Raw genomic sequence first — 19,382 nt, 5'->3', positions numbered from 1 at the left:
ATGACCGGGCGCGTGCTGCATACCCCCATTATGCTGATCAGTGTCATGATGCTGGCCCTGAACGGGCAAGCGCTGGGCGCCCAGGAGGTGGAGTCGCCGCAGGAGGCGCTGGCCCGCGCGCTGGGGCCGAGGCCGGAAATTCGCGACTACACGCGCCAGGACCGGTTCGTGACCGACCTGCTCGCCTGGCAACGCCACAAAAGCGAACTGGAGGCCAAACTGGCTCGGGGGGAGTCCATTGCCCCTCCTGCACCAGCGCCACAGCCAAACTGGCACCATGTTACCGGCCCGGAAGACCTGGATACCGCCCTGCACAATGCGCAGGGCTACAAACAACCGAACTACCAGGAACCCATTCGCTACGACCGCACCACCCACCTGAGTTTTCCGCTGCCGCCATTGCCGCAACAACAGCTGTCAGAAAAGGTATTGACCGGCGAACGCCCCGTGCCGGCAGACCCGGCCAAAGAAGAGATTCCTGAGGAACTACTGGAGGAGAATACCCGGCTACAACGGGAAATGGCCGCCAGCCGGGCAAACCTGCCGCCCCCGGAACTCAACCGGCAGCATTTCGTCAGCCATTCTCAGCTACGCTGAGCCCTGACCTGAAACAACATCACACCCGTGGCCACCGACACATTGAGGCTCTGCACCTCACCGGCCATGGGGATTTCCAGCAGCTGGTCGCACTTGTCACGGGTCAGACGTTTCAGCCCACTCCCCTCGGCCCCCATTACAATTGCCAGTGATTCCGGTGGCTGAAAGGTAAACAAGGACTCACTTCGCTCTTCCAGTGCCGTGCCCACCACCCACACGCCGCGATCACGCAACTGATCCAGCAAACTGGCCAGATTACCGATTTCGTAATAGGCCAGGCTCTCCGCCGCGCCCACCGCGGTGCGACACGCCACCGGGGTCAGCCCTGCCGCATTGCGGCGCGGCACGATCACCGCCTGAACCCCGGCTGCATCCGCACTACGCAGGCAGGCACCCAGGTTATGCGGGTCGGTGACATTTTCCAGAATCAGCAACAGCGGGCTGGCCGGCTTGCCGTCCAGCCACTGCAGCAGCGCACTCTCGTCCGCCGGCCGGCGCGGGCGCGCCCGCGCTACAATGCCCTGGTGCTGTGGCCCGGCATGCTTTTCCAGCACCTCGCGGCGAGCCCGTTGCACGGCAATCCCAAAGTCCTTTGCCGCCTGGATCATGGCGGCAAGGCGCGGGTCATCCCGGTCCACCCGGGTGTCTTGCACAAACAGTTCCAGCACCGCCTCCGGGCGATGCCGCAACAAGGCCTCCACCGCGTGAAAGCCGGAATACATCAGGGGTTTATTCATAACGACGCCTGCACGCTGGACGCATCACGCAAACACGCAATGCGCAGTGGAGGTGGAATCAAAACACAGGAACGGCGCTTAAGCGGCGAATCATTGCCATCAAGACAACCCATTCGCGGCTCAAGCGCCGTTCCTGCGGGCTAGCTTTTTTTGCTACGGCGCGCGGCTTTCTTGCCGCGGGGCGGCCCCTTGCGCTTGGCCTTGGGTTTGGGAATATCACCCTTGGCCAGCTTTTCCCGCTCGGACGTGCCCGAGTCTGCCTTTGCGGCACTCCCCGAGCGCCCGCCCCGGCCTCTGCCAGACGGCTTTTTCTTGCTGCCGGCTTTGGGGCGACCTTTACCGCTGGGGGTAAACGATTCCAGCTGCAGGTCAATCTTGCGGTCTTCGGTGTGCACCGCCGCCACGCAGACCGTGACAGCATCACCCAAACCAAACTGACGACCACTGCTTTCACCGGTCAGGGTCAGGCTTACTTCATCAAAGTGGTAGTAATCGCTGTCCAGATTGGCCACATGCACCAGGCCATCGATGTGCAGGTCATTGAGCTGTACAAACAACCCGAAACTGGCCACGCCACTGATGGTGCCCTCAAACACCTGCCCCAGATGCGCCTCCATGAACTGACATTTGAGCCAGGACACCACATCGCGGGTCGCTTCATCCGCGCGGCGCTCGGTCATGGAGCACTGCTCACCAATCGCCACCATGTCCGCCTGGCTGTAAGGCAGGATTTTCTGGCGTGGAATCTCCGGCAAATCCCCCGGATTATCCACGTGATTCGGCTCGCCGTTACTGCGGATCAGGAACCGGATAGCCCGGTGCACCAGCAAATCGGGATAACGACGGATCGGCGAGGTGAAATGGGTGTACGCCTTGTAGGCCAGACCAAAGTGGCCTTTGTTCTCGGCCTCGTACTTGGCCTGGCTCATGGTGCGCAACATCATTGTCTGGATCACGTTGCGATCCGGGCGCTCCAGAATCTCTTCGCGCAAGTCCTGGAAGACATAAGGCTTTGGCGCCGCCCCTTCCGACCAGGCGATACTCAAGCCCAGCCCACCCAGGAACTGCTGCAACTTGCTCAGGCGCTCTTCCTTGGGCGGCTCGTGGTTCCGGTAAAGCGCCGGCACACCGGCTTTTTCCAGCAATTTGGCAGAACAGATGTTGGCGGCCAGCATGGCCTCCTCGATCATGATATGCGCCACATTGCGCTGTACCGGCACGATGGCTTCGATCTTCTTGTTCTCGTCGTAAATAATACGGGTGTCATCGCTATCGAAATCGATGGCACCGCGCTCTGCACGACGACGGCGCAGGGCCAGGAACATTTCGTGGAACGACCAGATCATGTCCAGGGACTCATCGTCCAGGCTGGCCACGGTGTCCTGGGCCAGTTCGGACTCCGGCTCTTCGATGATCGCGCCGACCTTGTTGTAGGTCAGACGGTGCCGCGAGCGCATCACCCCTTCACGGAAAATAAACCGGGTGAGGCGACCGTTGGCGGAAATCTTCATGTCACAGTACAGGCACAGGCGGTCCACATGGGGGTTCAGGGAACATAACCCGTTGGACAGCGCCTCCGGCAGCATCGGGATCACCCGATTGGGGAAATACACGGAATTGCCGCGCTTGGCCGCCTCCTGGTCCAGCTCGGTGCCAGGCTGCACATAATGGCTCACATCGGCGATGGCCACGATCAAACGCCAGCCACCGCGGGGGCGACGCTCTACATAGACCGCATCGTCGAAATCACGAGCGGTTTCATCATCGATGGTAACCAACGGCAGATCACGCAGATCCACCCGGTGGGCCTTGGGCTTATGGGGCACCTTGTCACCGAATTTTTCGGCGGCGGCTTCGACGCCTTCCGGCCAGACATGGGGAATCTCGAAGCGGCGCAGCGCCACCTCCACTTCCATCCCGGCTTCATCCGGGGTGGCAATAATCTCTTCCAGACGCACCAGTACATGGTGGTCGCGGCTGGGGTACTGGGTAATAGTGGCACGGACATGATCGCCCGGGTTGGGCTTGATGCCGTTCTTGTCCTCGATCAGGACTTCTTTGGTGATCCGGCGGTTTTCCGGCTCGATAAAGCTGATCCCGGCTTCGCGGGAATAGCGACCCACCACTTCCGTGGCCACGCGCTCGGTGATTTCGACGATGCGGGCCTCTTTCTTGCCGAAGCGGTTATAGCCGGCATTGCTGACCAGCACCCGGTCGCCGTCCATGACGTTTTCCATCTGCCGGGGGGCGAGAAACAGGTCACCCTGGGTCTTGTCGTCCGGAATAAGGAAGCCAAAGCCATCTTTATGGCCCTGCACCCGGCCAGCGATCAGGTCCATCTTGGACACCACGCCAACCTTGCCGTTGCGGTTCTGAACCAGCTGGGCATCACGGAGCATGGCCTTGATACGGCGATCAAGCCCGACTTCCCCCTCTTCATCCACTTCCAGCAGCTGAGCCAGCAGCTCAAACGACAGGGGTTTACCCTGATCATTGAGCACATCCAGAATCAGCTCCCGGCTGGGAACAGGGTTCTCGTATTTTTCCGCCTCTCGGTCGGCATGGGGATCGCTATAGCGTTTTTTTGAGGTCATCGAAGATTTTTTCGAAAAGGAATTTGACATTGGCCCATCATATACTAGAATGCACCCGCTTTCGCGATGAACGGCTAATAAATTTAGCCCACGCATAGCGAAGCCGAGGTGGTGAAATTGGTAGACACGCTAGCTTCAGGTGCTAGTGCTCGCAAGGGCGTGGAGGTTCAAGTCCTCTCCTCGGCACCAATTAAGAAAGAGGGCTCCCAGACGGGGGCCCTTTTTCGTTTCGGGCCCGGCCCAACCCCCAATCACTGATAGCGCAGGTCCATATGACACTCCTTCGCCCCGTGATCGCTGCACTTGTGCTGGCCTGTGGCCTCGCCCTGGCCCCCGTGGCCACCTACGCCAAACCGGACAATACGGTGCAAGCCACCGAATCCGTCCACCCGACCATTCAGCAGGCCGATGCTCACCGGGAGAAAGAAGCCCGCCGCAAACGCTACCTGCTGTTTTTCCCCATCGCCGTGGTCGGCGTCACCGTGGCACTGATTGTGATTACCCGCCGCAAATAACCCCCGCAAGCCAGACTGCCTGCTATCTTCAGCCGCTCCTCACCGTGGGGAGCGGCGCTCAAGATACGATAGCTGCCACTGAACATCCCCGCCTCCGGCTCTCCCGGTCGACACTCGCACCGGCAGACTCACCGCTGGCACCCACAACACATCCTCCCCTGAAGCGTGGACAAAGACTTGCACCGGGCAGCCCAACACAACGCCAGCAGCACCGTCTTTGAGCTGGAAACCGGCCCGTTCAAGCATCTCTCTGCCCCGTCCCTGCCCCCTTGCTTCCAATAACTGAGCGAACAGCACAGGTGCCTGCGGCACTGCTTGTTGAGGATATACCACCATAGGAGGCGCCACGGTCTCTTCACTCCCCAGCAACGGCACCAACCAATCCGGGCGCGCTGAGGGCAATACCATCTGCACCAGATAGCGCCCATCCCCGGCACTAACCTGATATCGGGCATGCACCACCGAACCATCACCGGGTAGACAATTCGCCTGAAGGGATGCAGCAACCCCCAGCAAGCCCCACGTTAGCAAAACCCATCCACCACGCATGGCTCTCGCAACCCTTGCTGCGCCGACAAACATCAGGATAGCGCCTCGCCATCACTGGCCATTGGCTGCACCCAGCGAGAACAGAGCAGGCCCACTTCAAAAAGGAACCACATGGGAAGAGCCAACAAGCTCTGCGAGATAATATCCGGTGGCGTAAGCAGCATGCCGGCAACAAAGCAGCCCACCACAATGTAGGACCGAGCCCCTGACAACGCAGCGGGCGTAGTGATACCGGATGCCACAAGCAGCACGACAACAACCGGCAACTCAAACGCCATCCCGAACGCCATCACAAAAGTCATGGTGAATCCAAGCCAAGCGCCTATGTCCGTCATCACGGCAACCCCCTCCGGGGCAACCGAAACAAAGAAAGCGAACAACAAAGGCATTACCACGAACCAGGCAAAGAATGCGCCGAGATAGAACAACAACACACTGGAAAAAAATAACGGTCGCGCAAACTTTTTTTCGCGACGATAGAGCCCCGGCGACACGAAACTCCAGCACTGGTGCAACAGAAACGGCATCGCCAGCAACATGCTCAGGTATAACGCCAACTTGAATGGCACCAAAAACGGCCCGGTCACATCGGTGGCAATCATGCTGCCACCCTCAGGCAGCGCCTGCATCAGGGGCTGCGCCAGGCTGGTGTAAACCTCCCCGGCAAACATGAACAAGGGAATAAAAACCAGCACGATGGCAACCACTGAACGCAGTAGTCGCTGGCGCAACTCCAGCAAGTGCCGAGTCAACGGCATGGTGCTCATGCGGATTCCACTTTTTTCGCCGGTAGCCGTTTCGCTCTGTCATCCTGCCCGGCAGACTCGTGTTGCAATAATGCAAGCTCACGCTGGATTTTTTCACGGCGTTCTTTCATATCAAGATTGCGCGCTTCGCTCTCCAGCTGCTGCTGCATTTTTTTTACCATTCCACGGCCTCGCCCCACCCATTGCCCCAGGGTTCGCACCAATCTCGGCAGCTTTTCCGGCCCCAGCACGACCAGCGCGATCACACAGATCAGCAGTATCTCCATGAAACCGAAGTCGAGCATGACTGTTAGCTCCGCACCGCGTCTTTTTGTTTTTCCATATCACTGGATACCAGTGCCGCCTGATCATCCTGCTCAGTTTTCAAGTTTTTTTCGCCATCCTTTACCGCATCACGGAAGCCCTTGAAAGCGCCCCCCAGATCAGAACCAAGGCTGCGGATACGCTTGGTACCAAACAGCATAATAACGATGGCCAGAACGATAAGAAGTTGCCAGATACCAATACCGGAAAGCATGAATTTTACCTGCGTTTTTCTGATGGGATATGACTTGCATTGTCATGGTTTTCCATGACTTCGGGATGACAACATAACGCTATCTTGGTGACACCTTTTGCCTTTCAGAAAGCAGGCGCCACAACAAGAAAAGCCGTCCACAAGGGTGTGGACGGCTTTAGTCTCGCGGTTGCAACCTACAAAGCGATTTCACCATTGTCTTCACGGGTGATCACGATCGTAGCGGAGCGGGGCCGACTGGCACCATTACCCAGCGCCAAGGCATTGCCATTCGGGTTTGGCCAGGTGCTCACATCCGTATTGAAGTTGCCTGCAGAGCCCCCTTCTCCTGGGTGCTGGACGTTAATGAACAAGCTGCGAGCATCGGGAGTCATAGTGATACCGGTAATCTCACAGCCTTTCGGGCCGACCAGAAAACGGCGAAGGTTCACCGCCGACGCGTCTTTACCAACAAACGTCGTATTTTCCTCGTCACCGAAGTCATTGGTGAACGTCAGCATGCCGCCGTCACCCACTTCACCCGGTATAGCCACCAGCATCTGGTTGTTCACCGTATCGCGGTAGGCACCGTCATCGGTCTGAATCCACAGCAGGCCACGTTGATCGAAGTACAAACCATCCGGGCTGGAGAAATCATTGTCTGCGGTCAAGCCGGACAGGTTGATACTCTGAGCATCCTTGTCGGCAGGAGCGCCGAACAGAAACACATCCCAATCGAAGCTGGTGGCACTATGATCGCCGCCCTCTTCGCGCCAGCGGATAATATGACCGTTGGGATTACCGCCTGAGCCGCCATAGGTGCGCGGGTTGGCGCCATCAACGGTATCAGGGGTGCGGTTGCTACCACTATTGTTGGTTAGCGTCAGGTAGCATTCTCCATTCATTGGGTTGACCGCAGCCCACTCCGGGCGGTCCATTTTGGTCGCACCAACGTGGTCCGCGGCAAGACGAGTCGCCAGGATCACATCCCCCTGGCTGGAGAAGGGGTAAAGCGGATTCATTGCATCCAGCCCATTCACCCCAAAGCTCAGCTCTTTCCATTCGCCGGTGCCATCATTGTTGAAGACCGCCACGTACAGCTTGCCATCATCCAGATACTTGTTGCCGGCAGTCGTACCCATGCCCACATCAGCCGGGTCCCAGTTGGTGGCACTGACAAACTTGTAGAGATATTCGTTGCGGGAATCATCGCCCATGTAATACACCAGCGGCTTGCCGGCTTCGGCGGGAGCGAAGATCGCGCCTTCATGGGCAAAGCGGCCCATGGCGGTCCGCTTGACCGGTTTGCTGGCGGTGTCAAAAGGGTCAACTTCCACGATATAGCCAAAGGTGTTCGGCTCATTGCGGAAATCATCGGTGGCCGCCGCCCCCGTTGCGCTGATATTAAAGCGCTGGTACATGTCGCCGGCGACGGTGTCCCATTCCCGGTACGAGAACCCTTTGCTCACCAACCCCATGCCATAGCGTGCAAACAGGTCATTCTCGGTGGCACTGCGTGCATCCGCCGCGTCGTTGCGATTGAAATATGAAAACCAGTTTTCTTCACAGGTCAGGTAGGTGCCCCAAGGGGTACGACCGCTGGCACAGTTATTAAGGGTACCGAATCCCTTGTCACCGGCGGGGCTCAGCTTGGTTTTCAGTGCATCCAGCCCCGCGCAAGGCCCCGAAATGACCGCTTCCGTGGCGCCGGTAACTCGACGATTGAACACCGAGTCTTTTACGTAACTCCACTGACCGTCCTGCTTGATAACTTCCAGGCACGCCACACCGTGGGCGAGAATTTCCCGGTCAATTTCAACTTGCGGACGGGCACCACCGTTATCGGCAGCCTCTGTCACTCCATTCTCGTGCAGCGTGCTATCTTCCAGGTTCTCGTGGTTCATGCACAGCACACCACGCTCTGACGCATTCGGATCCCAGGTGCCGTCGGCGCCCAAACCGAAGAACTCCATGCCGTCATGCTCATCACCAGAACGCTTGTCGAAATCTTCACCGCTGCCATCGTTCTGATAATCCGTAATACCTGAAAACAATGCATCGCCCTTCGCGATCAGAACACTGGCTTGATAGCCATCAGGCAACACCACACGATCCTCCAGTGACCGTGGTACTGAAGCAAAGCCCAGCTCGGCAGGCATCTCGCCACCCGTATCACCGCCATTGCTGCGATTGCTGCTGTCACCACCACAGGCCACCAGGCTGGCACCAGCCACCACGGTGGCCGCAGTGGCGCCGCCGCGCAGAATCTGGCGACGGGAAACGTGCTGCTCCAGCACAGAATTAATGGAGGTGTTATCGGAACGATTACTGTCTTCTACGGGATGGTGCCCCATCTCTATTCTCCCTGTTTCTGTTTTCGTTGCCTGCCTGCAGTAGCCAGCCATTGGTCGGTAAAAGTTCGTCAACGAGACTAGACAGAACGAATGACAAAAAGGGGTACAGACCGTGTCATTTTCAATGCACGGATATGTCTATCAAAAGACAATAATTAGAGAGGAATAATCAGGGCGGAGCGGAAGGGGAAATAAACATAAACCGCTCCGCCATCGACCCCCACAGGCATCGATGGCGGAACAGCATAAAGATCAGGCGAACGGGTGCCGCTTGATGATGGTTTCCACCCGGTCCGGGCCAGTGGAAATAATGTCGATGGGCGCGCCGGTGATTTCCTCGATGCGCTGCAGGTAAGCCTTGGCGTTGGCCGGCAGATCGTCTTCCGACTTCACGCCCAGGGTGGATTCACTCCAGCCCGGCAGGCTTTCGTAAACCGGCTTCACTTCTTCGTAGCTATCCGCATCCCAGGCGCACTCCAGCGAGTTGCCGGCCGCATCCTGATAGCCCACGCAGATGTTGATTTCTTCCAGGCCGTCCAGCACGTCCAGCTTGGTCAGGCACAGGCCGGTGATGGAGTTGATCTGGATAGAACGCTTCAGCGCTACAGCATCGAACCAGCCGCAACGACGAGCGCGACCGGTGGTGGAGCCGAACTCGTGACCTTTCTCGGCCAGGTAACGGCCATTTTCGTCAAACAGCTCGGTGGGGAACGGACCGCTGCCCACCCGGGTGGTGTAGGCCTTGGTAATACCCAGCACGTAGTCCAGGTATAGCGGGCCGAACCCGGTACCGGTGGCAGTGCCACCGGCGGTGGTGTTGGAGCTGGTCACGTACGGGTAGGTACCGTGGTCGATATCCAGCAGGGTGCCCTGAGCGCCCTCGAACATGATGTTTTCGCCGCGCTCGCGGGCACCGTGCAGCACAGCAGTCACATCGGTGACCATGCTGCGCACGTCTTCGCCCAGCTGCAGGGTTTCATCCAGGGTTTTCTGGAAATCCACCGGCTCGGCATTGTAGTAGCTGCGCAGAACGAAGTTGTGGTAATCCATCACTTCGCCCAGCTTGGCGGCAAACAACTCACGCTGGTACACATCACCCAGGCGCAGGCCCCGGCGAGCCACCTTGTCTTCATAGGCAGGGCCGATGCCACGGCCGGTGGTGCCGATTTTCTTGTTGCCTCGGGCCGCTTCGCGGGCCTGATCCAGTGCCACGTGCACAGGCAGGATCAGCGGGCAGGCCGCCGACAGACGCAGGCGCTCGCGTACCGGTACACCCTGATCTTCCAGGCCACCGATTTCCTTGAGCAAAGCCTCCAGGGAAAGCACCACGCCGTTACCGATCAGGCACTGCACATCTTCACGAAGAATGCCTGACGGAATCAGGTGCAGGACCGTCTTCTTGCCATCGATCACCAGGGTATGGCCGGCGTTATGGCCGCCCTGAAAGCGGGCCACCAGTGAGGCCTGATCGGTCAGCAGATCGACGATCTTGCCTTTGCCTTCATCACCCCACTGGGTGCCGAGAATGACTACGTTCTTACCCATGATTGCTTGCTGCCATCTGTTCAGGAAAAAGGAAATTCAGTTTAAAGGTCGGTCACAACCCAGCCATCTGCCTGGGCGACCAGGCGACGCTGGCAACCCAGCTCGGCCGGATCATTATCGGCGCCGGGCAAGGCCAGCACTACGCGCTCACCCTGCTCACGCAACGCGGAAACCGTAGTGGCAAAGGTCGCATCCTGCAGCGAACCTTCCGCCAGAATACCGGTGAGCGCGGCGGATTCCGCCCGCTCCGCCAGCATCTTCAAATCTGCACTGAAACCGGTGGCCGGACGGGCCCGGCCAAACACTTCACCAATGTGATCGTAACGGCCGCCCTTGGCCACCGGCTCACTCTCACCGGGCAGGTACGCCGCAAACACGCAACCGGTGTGATAGTGGTAGCCGCGCAGCTCACCCAGATCCAGGTGCAACTGCACACCGCGGGCACCCAGCACATCGACCAGCACGGCCAGCTCATCCAGGGCCGCCAGCGCGCCGGGGAAAGGCGACAGCAGCGCCCGTGCTTCGGTCAGCACGTCCACGCCCCCCGCCAACCAGGGCAAGGCTGCCAGGGCTTTACCGGCAGCGGCGGGCATATCATGGCTGGCAATAAAGGTGTCCAGCTCTACCCGCGCCTTGCGGACATAAATGTCTTCCAGCTGGCTCTGCTGACTGTCACTCAAGTCGCAGCTGTCGAGCAGGCCACGGAACAACCCCACGTGCCCCAGATCCAGCACCACATGCTGGTCCACACCTGACAGGGTCAGCGTTTCCAGCAGCAGTGAGATCACTTCCAGGTCACTGTCGGTGCCGGAATGACCGAACAGCTCCACGCCCAGCTGATAAGGCAGGCGCGTGCCACCGGCCACGACCGGGCGGGTACGCAGGGCGCTGGAGCAGTAACAAAGGCGGGAAGGCGCATTGCGGCGCAGACTGTGGGCATCCATACGCGCCACCTGCGGAGTAATGTCCGCACGGACCCCCATCAGGCGCCCGGTGAGCTGGTCGGTAATCTTGAAGGTTTCCCGCTCCAGATCACGGCCACCGCCGTTCAGCAGGGATTCCATAAACTCGATCAACGGCGGGAAGACGAGTTCATAACCCCAGCGCTGATACAGATCCAGCGTCTGACGACGCAGCTGCTCGATGGCCCGGGCGCGACCCGGGAGGACTTCTTCTACCCCGTCGGGCAGTAGCCACTGTTCTTCCTGATTCATCATTTACGACCGCATCAGTAATAACAGGCCCGCACCCAATACCATGAGCACCAGCCCCATAATTCGCAGCAGGCGACCATCCAGACGCGCCACCTGAAGTGCTGCCTGACGCGCACGCATAGGCGCCAGAAACAGCGGAAGGCCTTCTATGATCAACACCAGACATAGCGCCTTGATCAATAAACTGAAATCCATTGTTCCTGCCAGACAGCCACAAAAAAACCGGGAGCCTGCGCGCCCGGTTGCGGCATTCTACCACGGTCTCCCCGTGGCAGATAGGTTACCGGCGGATGGATCGAACAGCACCTGCCCGCTATGGACTCACCCGCACATCGTAGCTGACAACCCCTTGATTCCCGGGCAATAACTGCCCGGAAAACAGCCACTGCAGAGCCCCTTCATAACCCGGCCCATTGCTGCCATCCGGCGCACTCAGGCTACAACCGGACAAATCCGCCGGCAGCGCAGCCGGGCAGGCCGCGGCCGCATTCAGGGCACTGAAGGCCGGCGTGCTGTCGTTAACGGTTACCTCGGTCAGCGCCCGCACGCCCTGGTTGGAGAACACCAATCGATAACGCAGCACATCACCCGGGGCTGCCTGGTTGGCCGTGCCATCGCTGCTGTCCACATCATCCGCCGTTCCCTGCAGCCCGTCCGGGCCAATGTTGCGCACCTGCTTCTGCAGCAACAACGTACCGGCAGAAAGGCGGGTGGTGTCGCGCACCTGCACACCGGCCTGCAGCGCGGTGCCGGTGAAGGTCTGGGTCGCTTGCAACGGCCGGGCATGCAACGCCTCCAGCGGCGCATCCGCCGGGGCGAAGACTTTCACCAGCAGACACAGGCTATCGCCTGCCTGCACGGCAACGCCGGTGACTGGCTGAGCGGCCTCACCGCTGTCCAGAACACCATTACAGTTACTGTCCCGATAGAGCGTATCCGTCCAGGCCGGGGCAGCGGGCACGGTGTCAGCCGCCCCGAAAGTGAAGTCCACGGTGCCGGCGGTGCGAGCGCTAAAACGGTGATCGTAGAACAGGCTGTTGCCCGCATCGACCACCCCCTGGCGATCCGGCTCCAGCACCGGCAAGCCCACATCCCCAAACAGGATGTCGCTCCACACCGTGCCACTGGGGGGCACCGACAAGGTCATGGTGTCGTCATCGGCGGCACCGACCGCCAGGCTGCCACCAGCGGTGCCCGCACTTTCGCTGATGGATTGATAACCGTTGGGGGTCTGAACCAGCAGGCAGGCGCTCTTGCCCACATCCGCTAACGGCGGGGTCAATGCCCAGGCCCCATCGCCGTCCGTGGTGGTCTCCGCCAGCACCGTATCCGTCTGTGCGCACACACCATCGTCATCCGCATCGTGGTAGAGACGCACAGGCAGATTGGCCAGCCCGGGTTCGTCATCCCCCTTGTCACCATCGTGCGCCACCGCACCGGTACCATTATCCTCGAACACCCACCCCGAGAGCGTCCCCGCCGTATTGGCCGAGGCCACGGTGACCTTGTAATCCTCCACTTCACCATCGAACACCACCTGACCGCCAGCGGCCACGTCCGGCGTGCTGGACAGACGGAAGCGGGCATAGGTATCACCGATAAAGGCACCGGGCGGAACGAATACGCTCAGCTCAATGGTGCCGTTGGCCGGATTACTGTCCTGGGTATCGTTGTCGCGCACATTCAGAGCCACCTGCTCACTGGCATCGTCAAAATCGTTATCCCGATTCCAGTCGATCCAGCCTTGCACGAAATTGGTGCCTGCAGTCTGTTCTGTCAGAGTGATCGAGATCACCGCGTTACCGCCGGGAATCAGTGGGGAAAAACTGACACCGTCTTCTTCCGGACCATCCGCATCCGCGTTGGCCGAGTTCTGGTCGGCATCTTCCGGGTCCGGGCCGGTATCCCCCAGGTAAGGAACGGCAGGCTGCAAGGTGGCTACGGTGAGTGTATTCACATCCGTATCCGTCTGGGGCTTGCTGCCACCGGTGGCGTCCCTGCGCGACACATGGCCGCCGCTTTGCGGGTAACCACCGGCAATATCACCATGATCCACCTGCAGGAAAACCCCGAACGCGACCGCCTGGACACCAGAGCCATTCACGATATGAGAGGTGCGACGGGCATCTTCGGTTAAGCCCAGAACCGTGCCGGTCCCAATGGGCAAGTCGCCGGTGGTCAACACCATGCGCTGATTGGCATTTTCAAAGCGCACCTTCAAGTCCGACGCAGGCGACACCGAGAAAATTTCCCAGGGCTGGCCATCGGTTTCCCATGTGAGGCTTTCGTTCTGATCGGTGTCTTCCGCATCAGCCGCAATGATGTCGGCCGGCACCCGCTGACCATTGAGGTAAACCTGCCAATCAATATCAAACGCTGGCGCCAGCCCGTTGGTGTTGGACAACCCGATGGGGTTCACGCCCTGATAAAGGTCATCCAGGCGGTCGCCAGACCAGCTGCCGGTGTTATAGACATTGACCGCATCAGTCAGGTTGTCCAGCGTGGCGCGAATTTCCACCGGACCAAACACCCAGCTCTTGCGAACAATTTCCCCGGCCTGGTAGTTATTGCGAGCACCACAGGACCAATCCAGCCAATAGATCGCATCACGAAAATCACCGGCGCCGCCACTGGCAATACCGCCACCGGTGGCCTCGGAACCCTGTGGGCAGCTCACCACCGCCCGGGTAGACACCTGGTAGTCCTCCACTTCACCATCATCCGCACCTTCATAGGGGTCGATGGAGGGCGTGGTTGACCAGCGGAAACGGGTGATCACATCATTGGCATCCACTGTGCCGGTTGCCGCACTGGCAACAATATCGATCTGCCCATCGCCATCGGTGTCCTGAAGATCCTCGGCAATCTGCTCTCCGGCATCATCAAAATCCCCATCCTGGTTCCAGTCCACCCAGGCCTGCAGATAGCCACCATCACCTTCCACGCTGACCGAAATCGGGTTGATGCTCGGCAGTACGGAAGGAAAGGTCACCCCGTCATCAAAGGTGTCTGCATCGGCATTGGCATCCGCGTATCCGTCCACATCCTCTGACACATCAGCGCCAAGCTGAATGCCATCGACCAGAACATGAGACGGGTTCTGGTAACTGGCCGGCGCATCGCCGTAATCAACCAGCACCTGGGGAGGAGCATCGATCACACAGACTTTCTGCAGGTTGCTGGAGCCCCCGGTGGAGCCGGTAAAGCCGAAGAACACATTCGGGTCGCCGGCAAAATCCAGAGAGGTAAAGTCGCGATTCACAACAGCAACCAAAGCACCATCAAAACGGTACTGCAGTTGATTGGAGACCGGATCCCAATCCAGCGATACCGTGTGCCAACCTCCATCCTCAATATTGCCCAAATCCACCACGGGACTTAGCAGACTTCCTCCACCGTTGTTGCTGGTATAGTTAACCGGGTCATAAATAACCGTATGGTCATTGGCAATATCGCCGTAATCACCGCCATTGCTATAGGTATCAAACTCCACCGCCACGGCCGGATCCAAACCGCCCACCCCCAAGGCACCACCAAACACACCGGTGGCACTGCTGCCGGCATCGTCATTCTGGAAGGCAAAGGCAATCCCGTCCGCACCACTGGCGTCTTTTGTCCCCAGGTAGATGGAAAACTCCACCGTAAAGGGGGAAAGCAGACTAATACGGTTCTGTGACCAGGCAGAGCCGGACTGATTGCCACTATCCTGGGTCAGGGTAATTTCATTACTGGAGGTATTTCGCGTAGCACTGCCACTGAGCGACAGGTTTGCGCTGATTGCCGCATCACAGGTTTGGGAGGTGACATTCAGACGGTAATCTTCGACCTCACCATTGCCGCCATTCACCCCCACTCCGGGGTTCGTTGATTCGGTAAATTTGAAACGCGCATAGGTCACGCCGGACGCAGCAGAACCCGGCACATTAATGGTCACAGGCGTGACCGTAACGAAATTGGAGGAATTATTGCCGCTGGATGTTTCACCGTTATTGGTGATCTGGCGATTGGATACCATGCGCTCGCCGGCATCACTGAAATCCCCATCCCGGTTCCAGTCGAACCAGACGTTCAGGTAACCCGAACCGTATGTGGTCACCGACAGTTCGCTTTGCTGCCCCGGAAAGATGGATTGATCATTCAGAGCGCTTCCGGCCAGGGTAACGCCATCTTCATCGTCGAAATTGACAACCGCCCCTCCCGACCCGTCCAGGTCATCACCATCCGCTCCCGCACTAGCTTGCTGTGCGCCTTCATGGTCCGCCACCAAACCGCCCCCCAAACCGAGAAAACTGCTAACAGCCTGTCGGGCAGCCACATAGGGCGAGGGGGCATCGCCGTAATCCGTATTGCCGTCCACCACATCATCGAAATCGTCAACACGCAGAGACAAATAGGTAACACGCCGGGTTGTACTCGACGACCCTTCTGTTCCGTACGCATTATCATTCTGAACCCGAAAAGACGCATTGGATGTTTCCGAAAACACCACACTGGCTCGGCACTCAGGTTCGACGGTGGCAGCACCGTCTGTGCAGTCCGTGTCCCGCCCTTTTATGCGCGTGTTATAGCCGCCAGACGCCGATGAAGAAACGGTCGTTTCCGTGTTAACAGACACATAGGAACGCGTTTTTTCACCGGTATTGAAGTAAAGGTCATCACTGCCTGTGCGTGAATTGTCCGAGTTTCTGTCAAGATCGAACCCGGTAACGATGAGCCGGTCCACAACAACCGGCGTGGTGGTTCCCTGACGAACGACTGTTAACCGCAAATCCTGATAGGCGATATTTTCGCCGTTATCCTTGTCACGCAAACTGGCAAACAGTACCCCCTCTTCCACCCCCAGGCACTGGAAACTCCCGGCCTGATCATTGTCTTCCTGCAGAACCTGAACCAGAACATCCAGCGCCTGACCGTCGTAGCTTGCGGATGTACCAAACCGGTATGTCGCCTGAGAACAGTCACTGCCGCTAATGATTGTCCGCGAACCATTCAGCGGCAAACTGATCGCGTCTGCTGTCCCACTCACCAGGCACAGGCCGACAAAAAGCATGACAATCAAAGCCTGCGTCGCCAGCAGCCCTGCAACCAGCTTGCCTTTATTTTTTTTCGGTCCGGTTGTCTGCATCGTTTTACTCCACCCGTAACCCGAAAATAAGAACGGCAGCTTCGCCCGCTTTTAATTCACCCACATTCACCGACACATCACCGGTACCGCCCTCGGCTGGTGCAGCCACATCAGCGCTGCAATCCCCCGAGGGAAGCTGGCAACGTGTGGCAGCAGACAGCATGGTTGTGAACGGCTGGGTGCGATCATTAATAGTGACTTCATACATGCTCTGCGCGCCGGTGTTGGCCGCCGTCAGACGATAAATCACGCATTGCTCGCCAGGTGCTGCCGTGAATCGGGTATACACGAAACAACCATCGGCGGTACAGCTGCCCGGGCCATCGGGGACACCATCACAATCCGCATCCAGCGCCTGCTCCTTGGTCACCGCCACATCGGTATTGCTGGTCGTGGTGGAATCCGTCGCAGTGTCTGTCACCGTCTGCCCGGCACCCTGTGCCGTGACGGTGAGCGTCTTCAGGTTGGTAATGCCATAACCGGCCGTTGCCGGGGCAAAGACCCGGGCAAACACGGACAGGCTCTCGCCCACGGCAAGCACACCATCCGCCCCGGCAGTCTGCAGAGGCGTGCCATCGACAATCAGGGTATCCGCCGTATCCCATTGGCCATTGCCATTACTGTCCTCGTAGAGGGTAATCGACCAGCCATTGTCACTGGCGCTGTCAGGCGTGCCACTGAGCAACACATTGGTCAAATCCACATTACCGGTGTTGGTGAGCTGATGGCTGTAGAGCACGCTGCTGCCCGGCCCCACTTGCCCGGTCTGGTCCGGCTGCAGTGAAAGTGCTGGCCCCGCCACCACGACCACCTGGTCCAGCTTGATGTCGCTGGCATTGCTGGTCGGCGACAACGCACGCAGATACAGCGGCAAGGTATCGCCCCCGCTGGCCGATTCCGGCACCGTGACCTGGGCACACACCAGCCGCTGGCTACCTGCCGGCACCAGCCCGGTATTGGTAATAGTGACGCCATTGGCACTGCAGTCACCCGATCCACCGTCACGGTAAAAAGCCACAGCCCACCCCGCGGGTAATTGCCCCGGATTGAAATTGCTGTTGCTGGCGTGCAGGTCGTAGCTGTCCTGCCGCGGCCCGGTGTTATTCACGTACAACACAAAGGTGCCACGGCTGCCCGGCGCCACAGACAAGCTTCGCACCGGCGAGGCTTCCGGCCCCGGCCCTTCACCCGGAGCGCTACCGTTAACCGGCTGATCATTGGTGAGGTCCACACTGTTGGTCGCAATGCTGATGAGCGTGTCGGTCACCGCATTGCGCACCTGGGGATCGGTGACTGAACTGGCCACCTTGGTGACCTGGAAGGGCCCACCCAGTGCATTGGGCGGCAGAATGGCCTGCAGGACAACGCGCACGCCGCACACACCATTACCGGCATCGCGGACAAAGCGGGCCGGACACTGGCCACCTTGATCGACCAGCGGAATCGGGCCGGTGTCAGGCACCCCGTTGCCATCGGTATCCACCAACGGAGTAGCACCATCCGCCTTGAGTAACTGGAAGACGGTACCCTGGGGGAAGGGATCGCTTAGTGCCGCCCCGGAACGGTCGTTGGCGGCATTGATGGTGATATCGAAACGGTCTTCACCATCGCCGGTATTCCAGATCACGTTGTTGAACAGCACGGTGCCACCCTGCCCGGCACTGGCAATCTCGACACGGTTACCGGTATCGCTCACGTCATCGCTACCGGTAATGCTGTCATTCTCACTGTTGTTGGCCACCACCGCTGGCGCCAGCGCCCGGTCGATAACCCGGTAGCTCACGGCATTGGTACTGAACGGAGACGGCGTACCGAAATCCGTATTGCCGGCTTCATTGGAATAGCGGAAACGGCCGGTATTGCGAACCCGGTCGCCGGCACTCAGGCCCGCATCCAGGGTAACCTCGAAGGTGATAGTGCCCACACCACCCGGTGGCAATTGCGTCACGACCGCCCGCACCCGATCCTGACAATCCGGTTCAGCAGCATCTGTATCGTAGGCACAATAGCGGATCAGGTTAGGGGCATTGCCCTGATCACCATCATCGCCATCGTCTGTGAGCGGGGTGTTGCCGGTAAACGTCCAGCGAGCGGAATCCGGCACATAGGTCATGCCTGCTGACACCCCATCCACGGAAACCGTCGGCAACACATCTTCAATGATGATATCGGTGGCCGCCTGGTCCGACGGGTTACGGTAATCCAGGGTGACGGTGATCGGCCCGTCCGGAGAACGGCCTTCCCGCTGGCTCAATGACTTGACCACTTCAATCACCGGACCATCGATGACATCCGCTTCATCCGTATTGATGGCCAGCAGGGTGTTATCCGCATCACTACGCGCACGAACCTGCAATGACGGCTGTTGGCCCGCCACCGTTCCCGCCGACAATTCAGCTTCCACCACCAGCGAGAATGTTTCGCCGGAAATCATGTCCGGGGTCAGATTATCCCAGCAGCCATCCGCGTCGGACTGGGTAAACAAGGCACCGCCCGCATCGGGTTGGCCATCGCCGTTGCCGTCGGCGTAAACGGCCCAGGCATCAATGTCGCTATCCACATTGGTAATACACAACTGATACTGGTCGCGCCCATTACCGGTATTGGTCAATACATGGGAGAAATACACCAGCCCACCGGGCACTGCTGGCTTGCCCTGATCACTGACCAGTTCAATACCCGGAACGTTCTGCACCAGCGTCTGCACCAGGTTGGAGGTAACCCGCTGTGCTTCCGCCTGCTCCGTACAGCCATCATCAAGACAGGCCCGGTAACTCGCCGACGCCTGGTTTTTGATCACGGTGCCTGCCGCAGGTGTGGCCGCCTGAACACTGGCTCCCAGCATCAGCAACACCATCAGCCCTGTACGTTGCAGTGTCTTCACCCCAA

13 protein-coding genes and 1 tRNA gene are annotated in these 19,382 nt (G+C 59.1%); 3 read left to right on the top strand and 11 right to left on the bottom strand.

The genetic code is table 11. From position 1 onward, the window contains the following. Entirely contained in the window at positions 1 to 597 is a 597-nt protein-coding gene (locus F1529_RS03885; protein ID WP_155132268.1) for a hypothetical protein, read from the top strand. Here F1529_RS03885 and rlmB read toward each other — a convergent pair. Then, positions 585 to 1,334 carry a 23S rRNA (guanosine(2251)-2'-O)-methyltransferase RlmB gene (gene rlmB / locus F1529_RS03880; RefSeq protein WP_155132266.1) on the bottom strand — a complete coding sequence of 250 codons (750 nt, stop codon included), beginning with the start codon at positions 1,332 to 1,334 and terminating at the stop codon, positions 585 to 587. The two genes, F1529_RS03885 and rlmB, sit on opposite strands and share 13 nt — an antisense overlap. Positions 1,335 to 1,474: 140 nt before the next feature. Continuing rightward, positions 1,475 to 3,928, bottom strand: a complete 2,454-nt coding sequence (gene rnr / locus F1529_RS03875; RefSeq protein ID WP_007148487.1) for a ribonuclease R — start codon at positions 3,926 to 3,928, stop codon at positions 1,475 to 1,477. 102 nt (positions 3,929 to 4,030) lie between these two features. Here rnr and F1529_RS03870 point away from each other — a divergent pair. Together F1529_RS03870 and F1529_RS03865 are read left to right on the top strand one after the other, a co-directional pair. Continuing rightward, positions 4,031 to 4,117, top strand: a tRNA-Leu gene (locus tag F1529_RS03870). Between the two features lie 83 nt (positions 4,118 to 4,200). After that, positions 4,201 to 4,443 carry a hypothetical protein gene (locus F1529_RS03865; RefSeq protein ID WP_155132262.1) on the top strand — a complete coding sequence of 81 codons (243 nt, stop codon included), beginning with the start codon at positions 4,201 to 4,203 and terminating at the stop codon, positions 4,441 to 4,443. A gap of 581 nt (positions 4,444 to 5,024) precedes the next feature. Here the strand turns inward: F1529_RS03865 and tatC are convergent. The 9 genes from tatC to F1529_RS03820 all read right to left on the bottom strand — a co-directional run bounded on the left by tatC (position 5,025) and on the right by F1529_RS03820 (position 19,377). Further along, entirely contained in the window at positions 5,025 to 5,759 is a 735-nt protein-coding gene (gene tatC / locus F1529_RS03860; RefSeq protein WP_155132260.1) for a twin-arginine translocase subunit TatC, read from the bottom strand. Beyond that, positions 5,756 to 6,043, bottom strand: coding sequence for a Sec-independent protein translocase protein TatB (gene tatB, locus F1529_RS03855; protein WP_155132258.1), 288 nt, complete (start codon positions 6,041 to 6,043; stop codon positions 5,756 to 5,758). Before tatB ends, tatC begins: the two co-directional genes overlap by 4 nt. Positions 6,044 to 6,048: 5 nt before the next feature. After that, a complete protein-coding gene (locus F1529_RS03850) occupies positions 6,049 to 6,276 on the bottom strand; it encodes a Sec-independent protein translocase subunit TatA (RefSeq protein ID WP_155132256.1) in 228 nt (75 codons plus the stop codon). A 176-nt stretch (positions 6,277 to 6,452) separates the two neighbouring features. After that, entirely contained in the window at positions 6,453 to 8,609 is a 2,157-nt protein-coding gene (locus tag F1529_RS03845) for a PhoX family phosphatase (RefSeq protein WP_155132254.1), read from the bottom strand. 252 nt (positions 8,610 to 8,861) lie between these two features. Beyond that, positions 8,862 to 10,154, bottom strand: coding sequence for an adenylosuccinate synthase (locus tag F1529_RS03840; protein ID WP_155132252.1), 1,293 nt, complete (start codon positions 10,152 to 10,154; stop codon positions 8,862 to 8,864). Positions 10,155 to 10,195: 41 nt separating this feature from the next. Next, a complete protein-coding gene (locus tag F1529_RS03835) occupies positions 10,196 to 11,371 on the bottom strand; it encodes an ATP phosphoribosyltransferase regulatory subunit (RefSeq protein WP_007149078.1) in 1,176 nt (391 codons plus the stop codon). After that, a complete protein-coding gene (locus F1529_RS03830; protein WP_039926404.1) occupies positions 11,372 to 11,563 on the bottom strand; it encodes a DUF2065 domain-containing protein in 192 nt (63 codons plus the stop codon). It lies immediately after the preceding gene. Between the two features lie 118 nt (positions 11,564 to 11,681). Next, positions 11,682 to 16,493 carry a CshA/CshB family fibrillar adhesin-related protein gene (locus F1529_RS03825; RefSeq protein WP_155132250.1) on the bottom strand — a complete coding sequence of 1,604 codons (4,812 nt, stop codon included), beginning with the start codon at positions 16,491 to 16,493 and terminating at the stop codon, positions 11,682 to 11,684. Between the two features lie 4 nt (positions 16,494 to 16,497). After that, positions 16,498 to 19,377, bottom strand: coding sequence for a hypothetical protein (locus tag F1529_RS03820; protein WP_370456946.1), 2,880 nt, complete (start codon positions 19,375 to 19,377; stop codon positions 16,498 to 16,500). Between the last annotated feature and the right edge of the window lie 5 nt (positions 19,378 to 19,382).

The sequence above is a fragment of the Alcanivorax sp. VBW004 genome (genome assembly GCF_009718865.1).
GTDB lineage: Bacteria > Pseudomonadota > Gammaproteobacteria > Pseudomonadales > Alcanivoracaceae > Alcanivorax.
The sequence above is the reverse complement of the archived record's forward strand: the minus strand, read 5'-3'. Positions and strand labels throughout refer to the sequence as shown.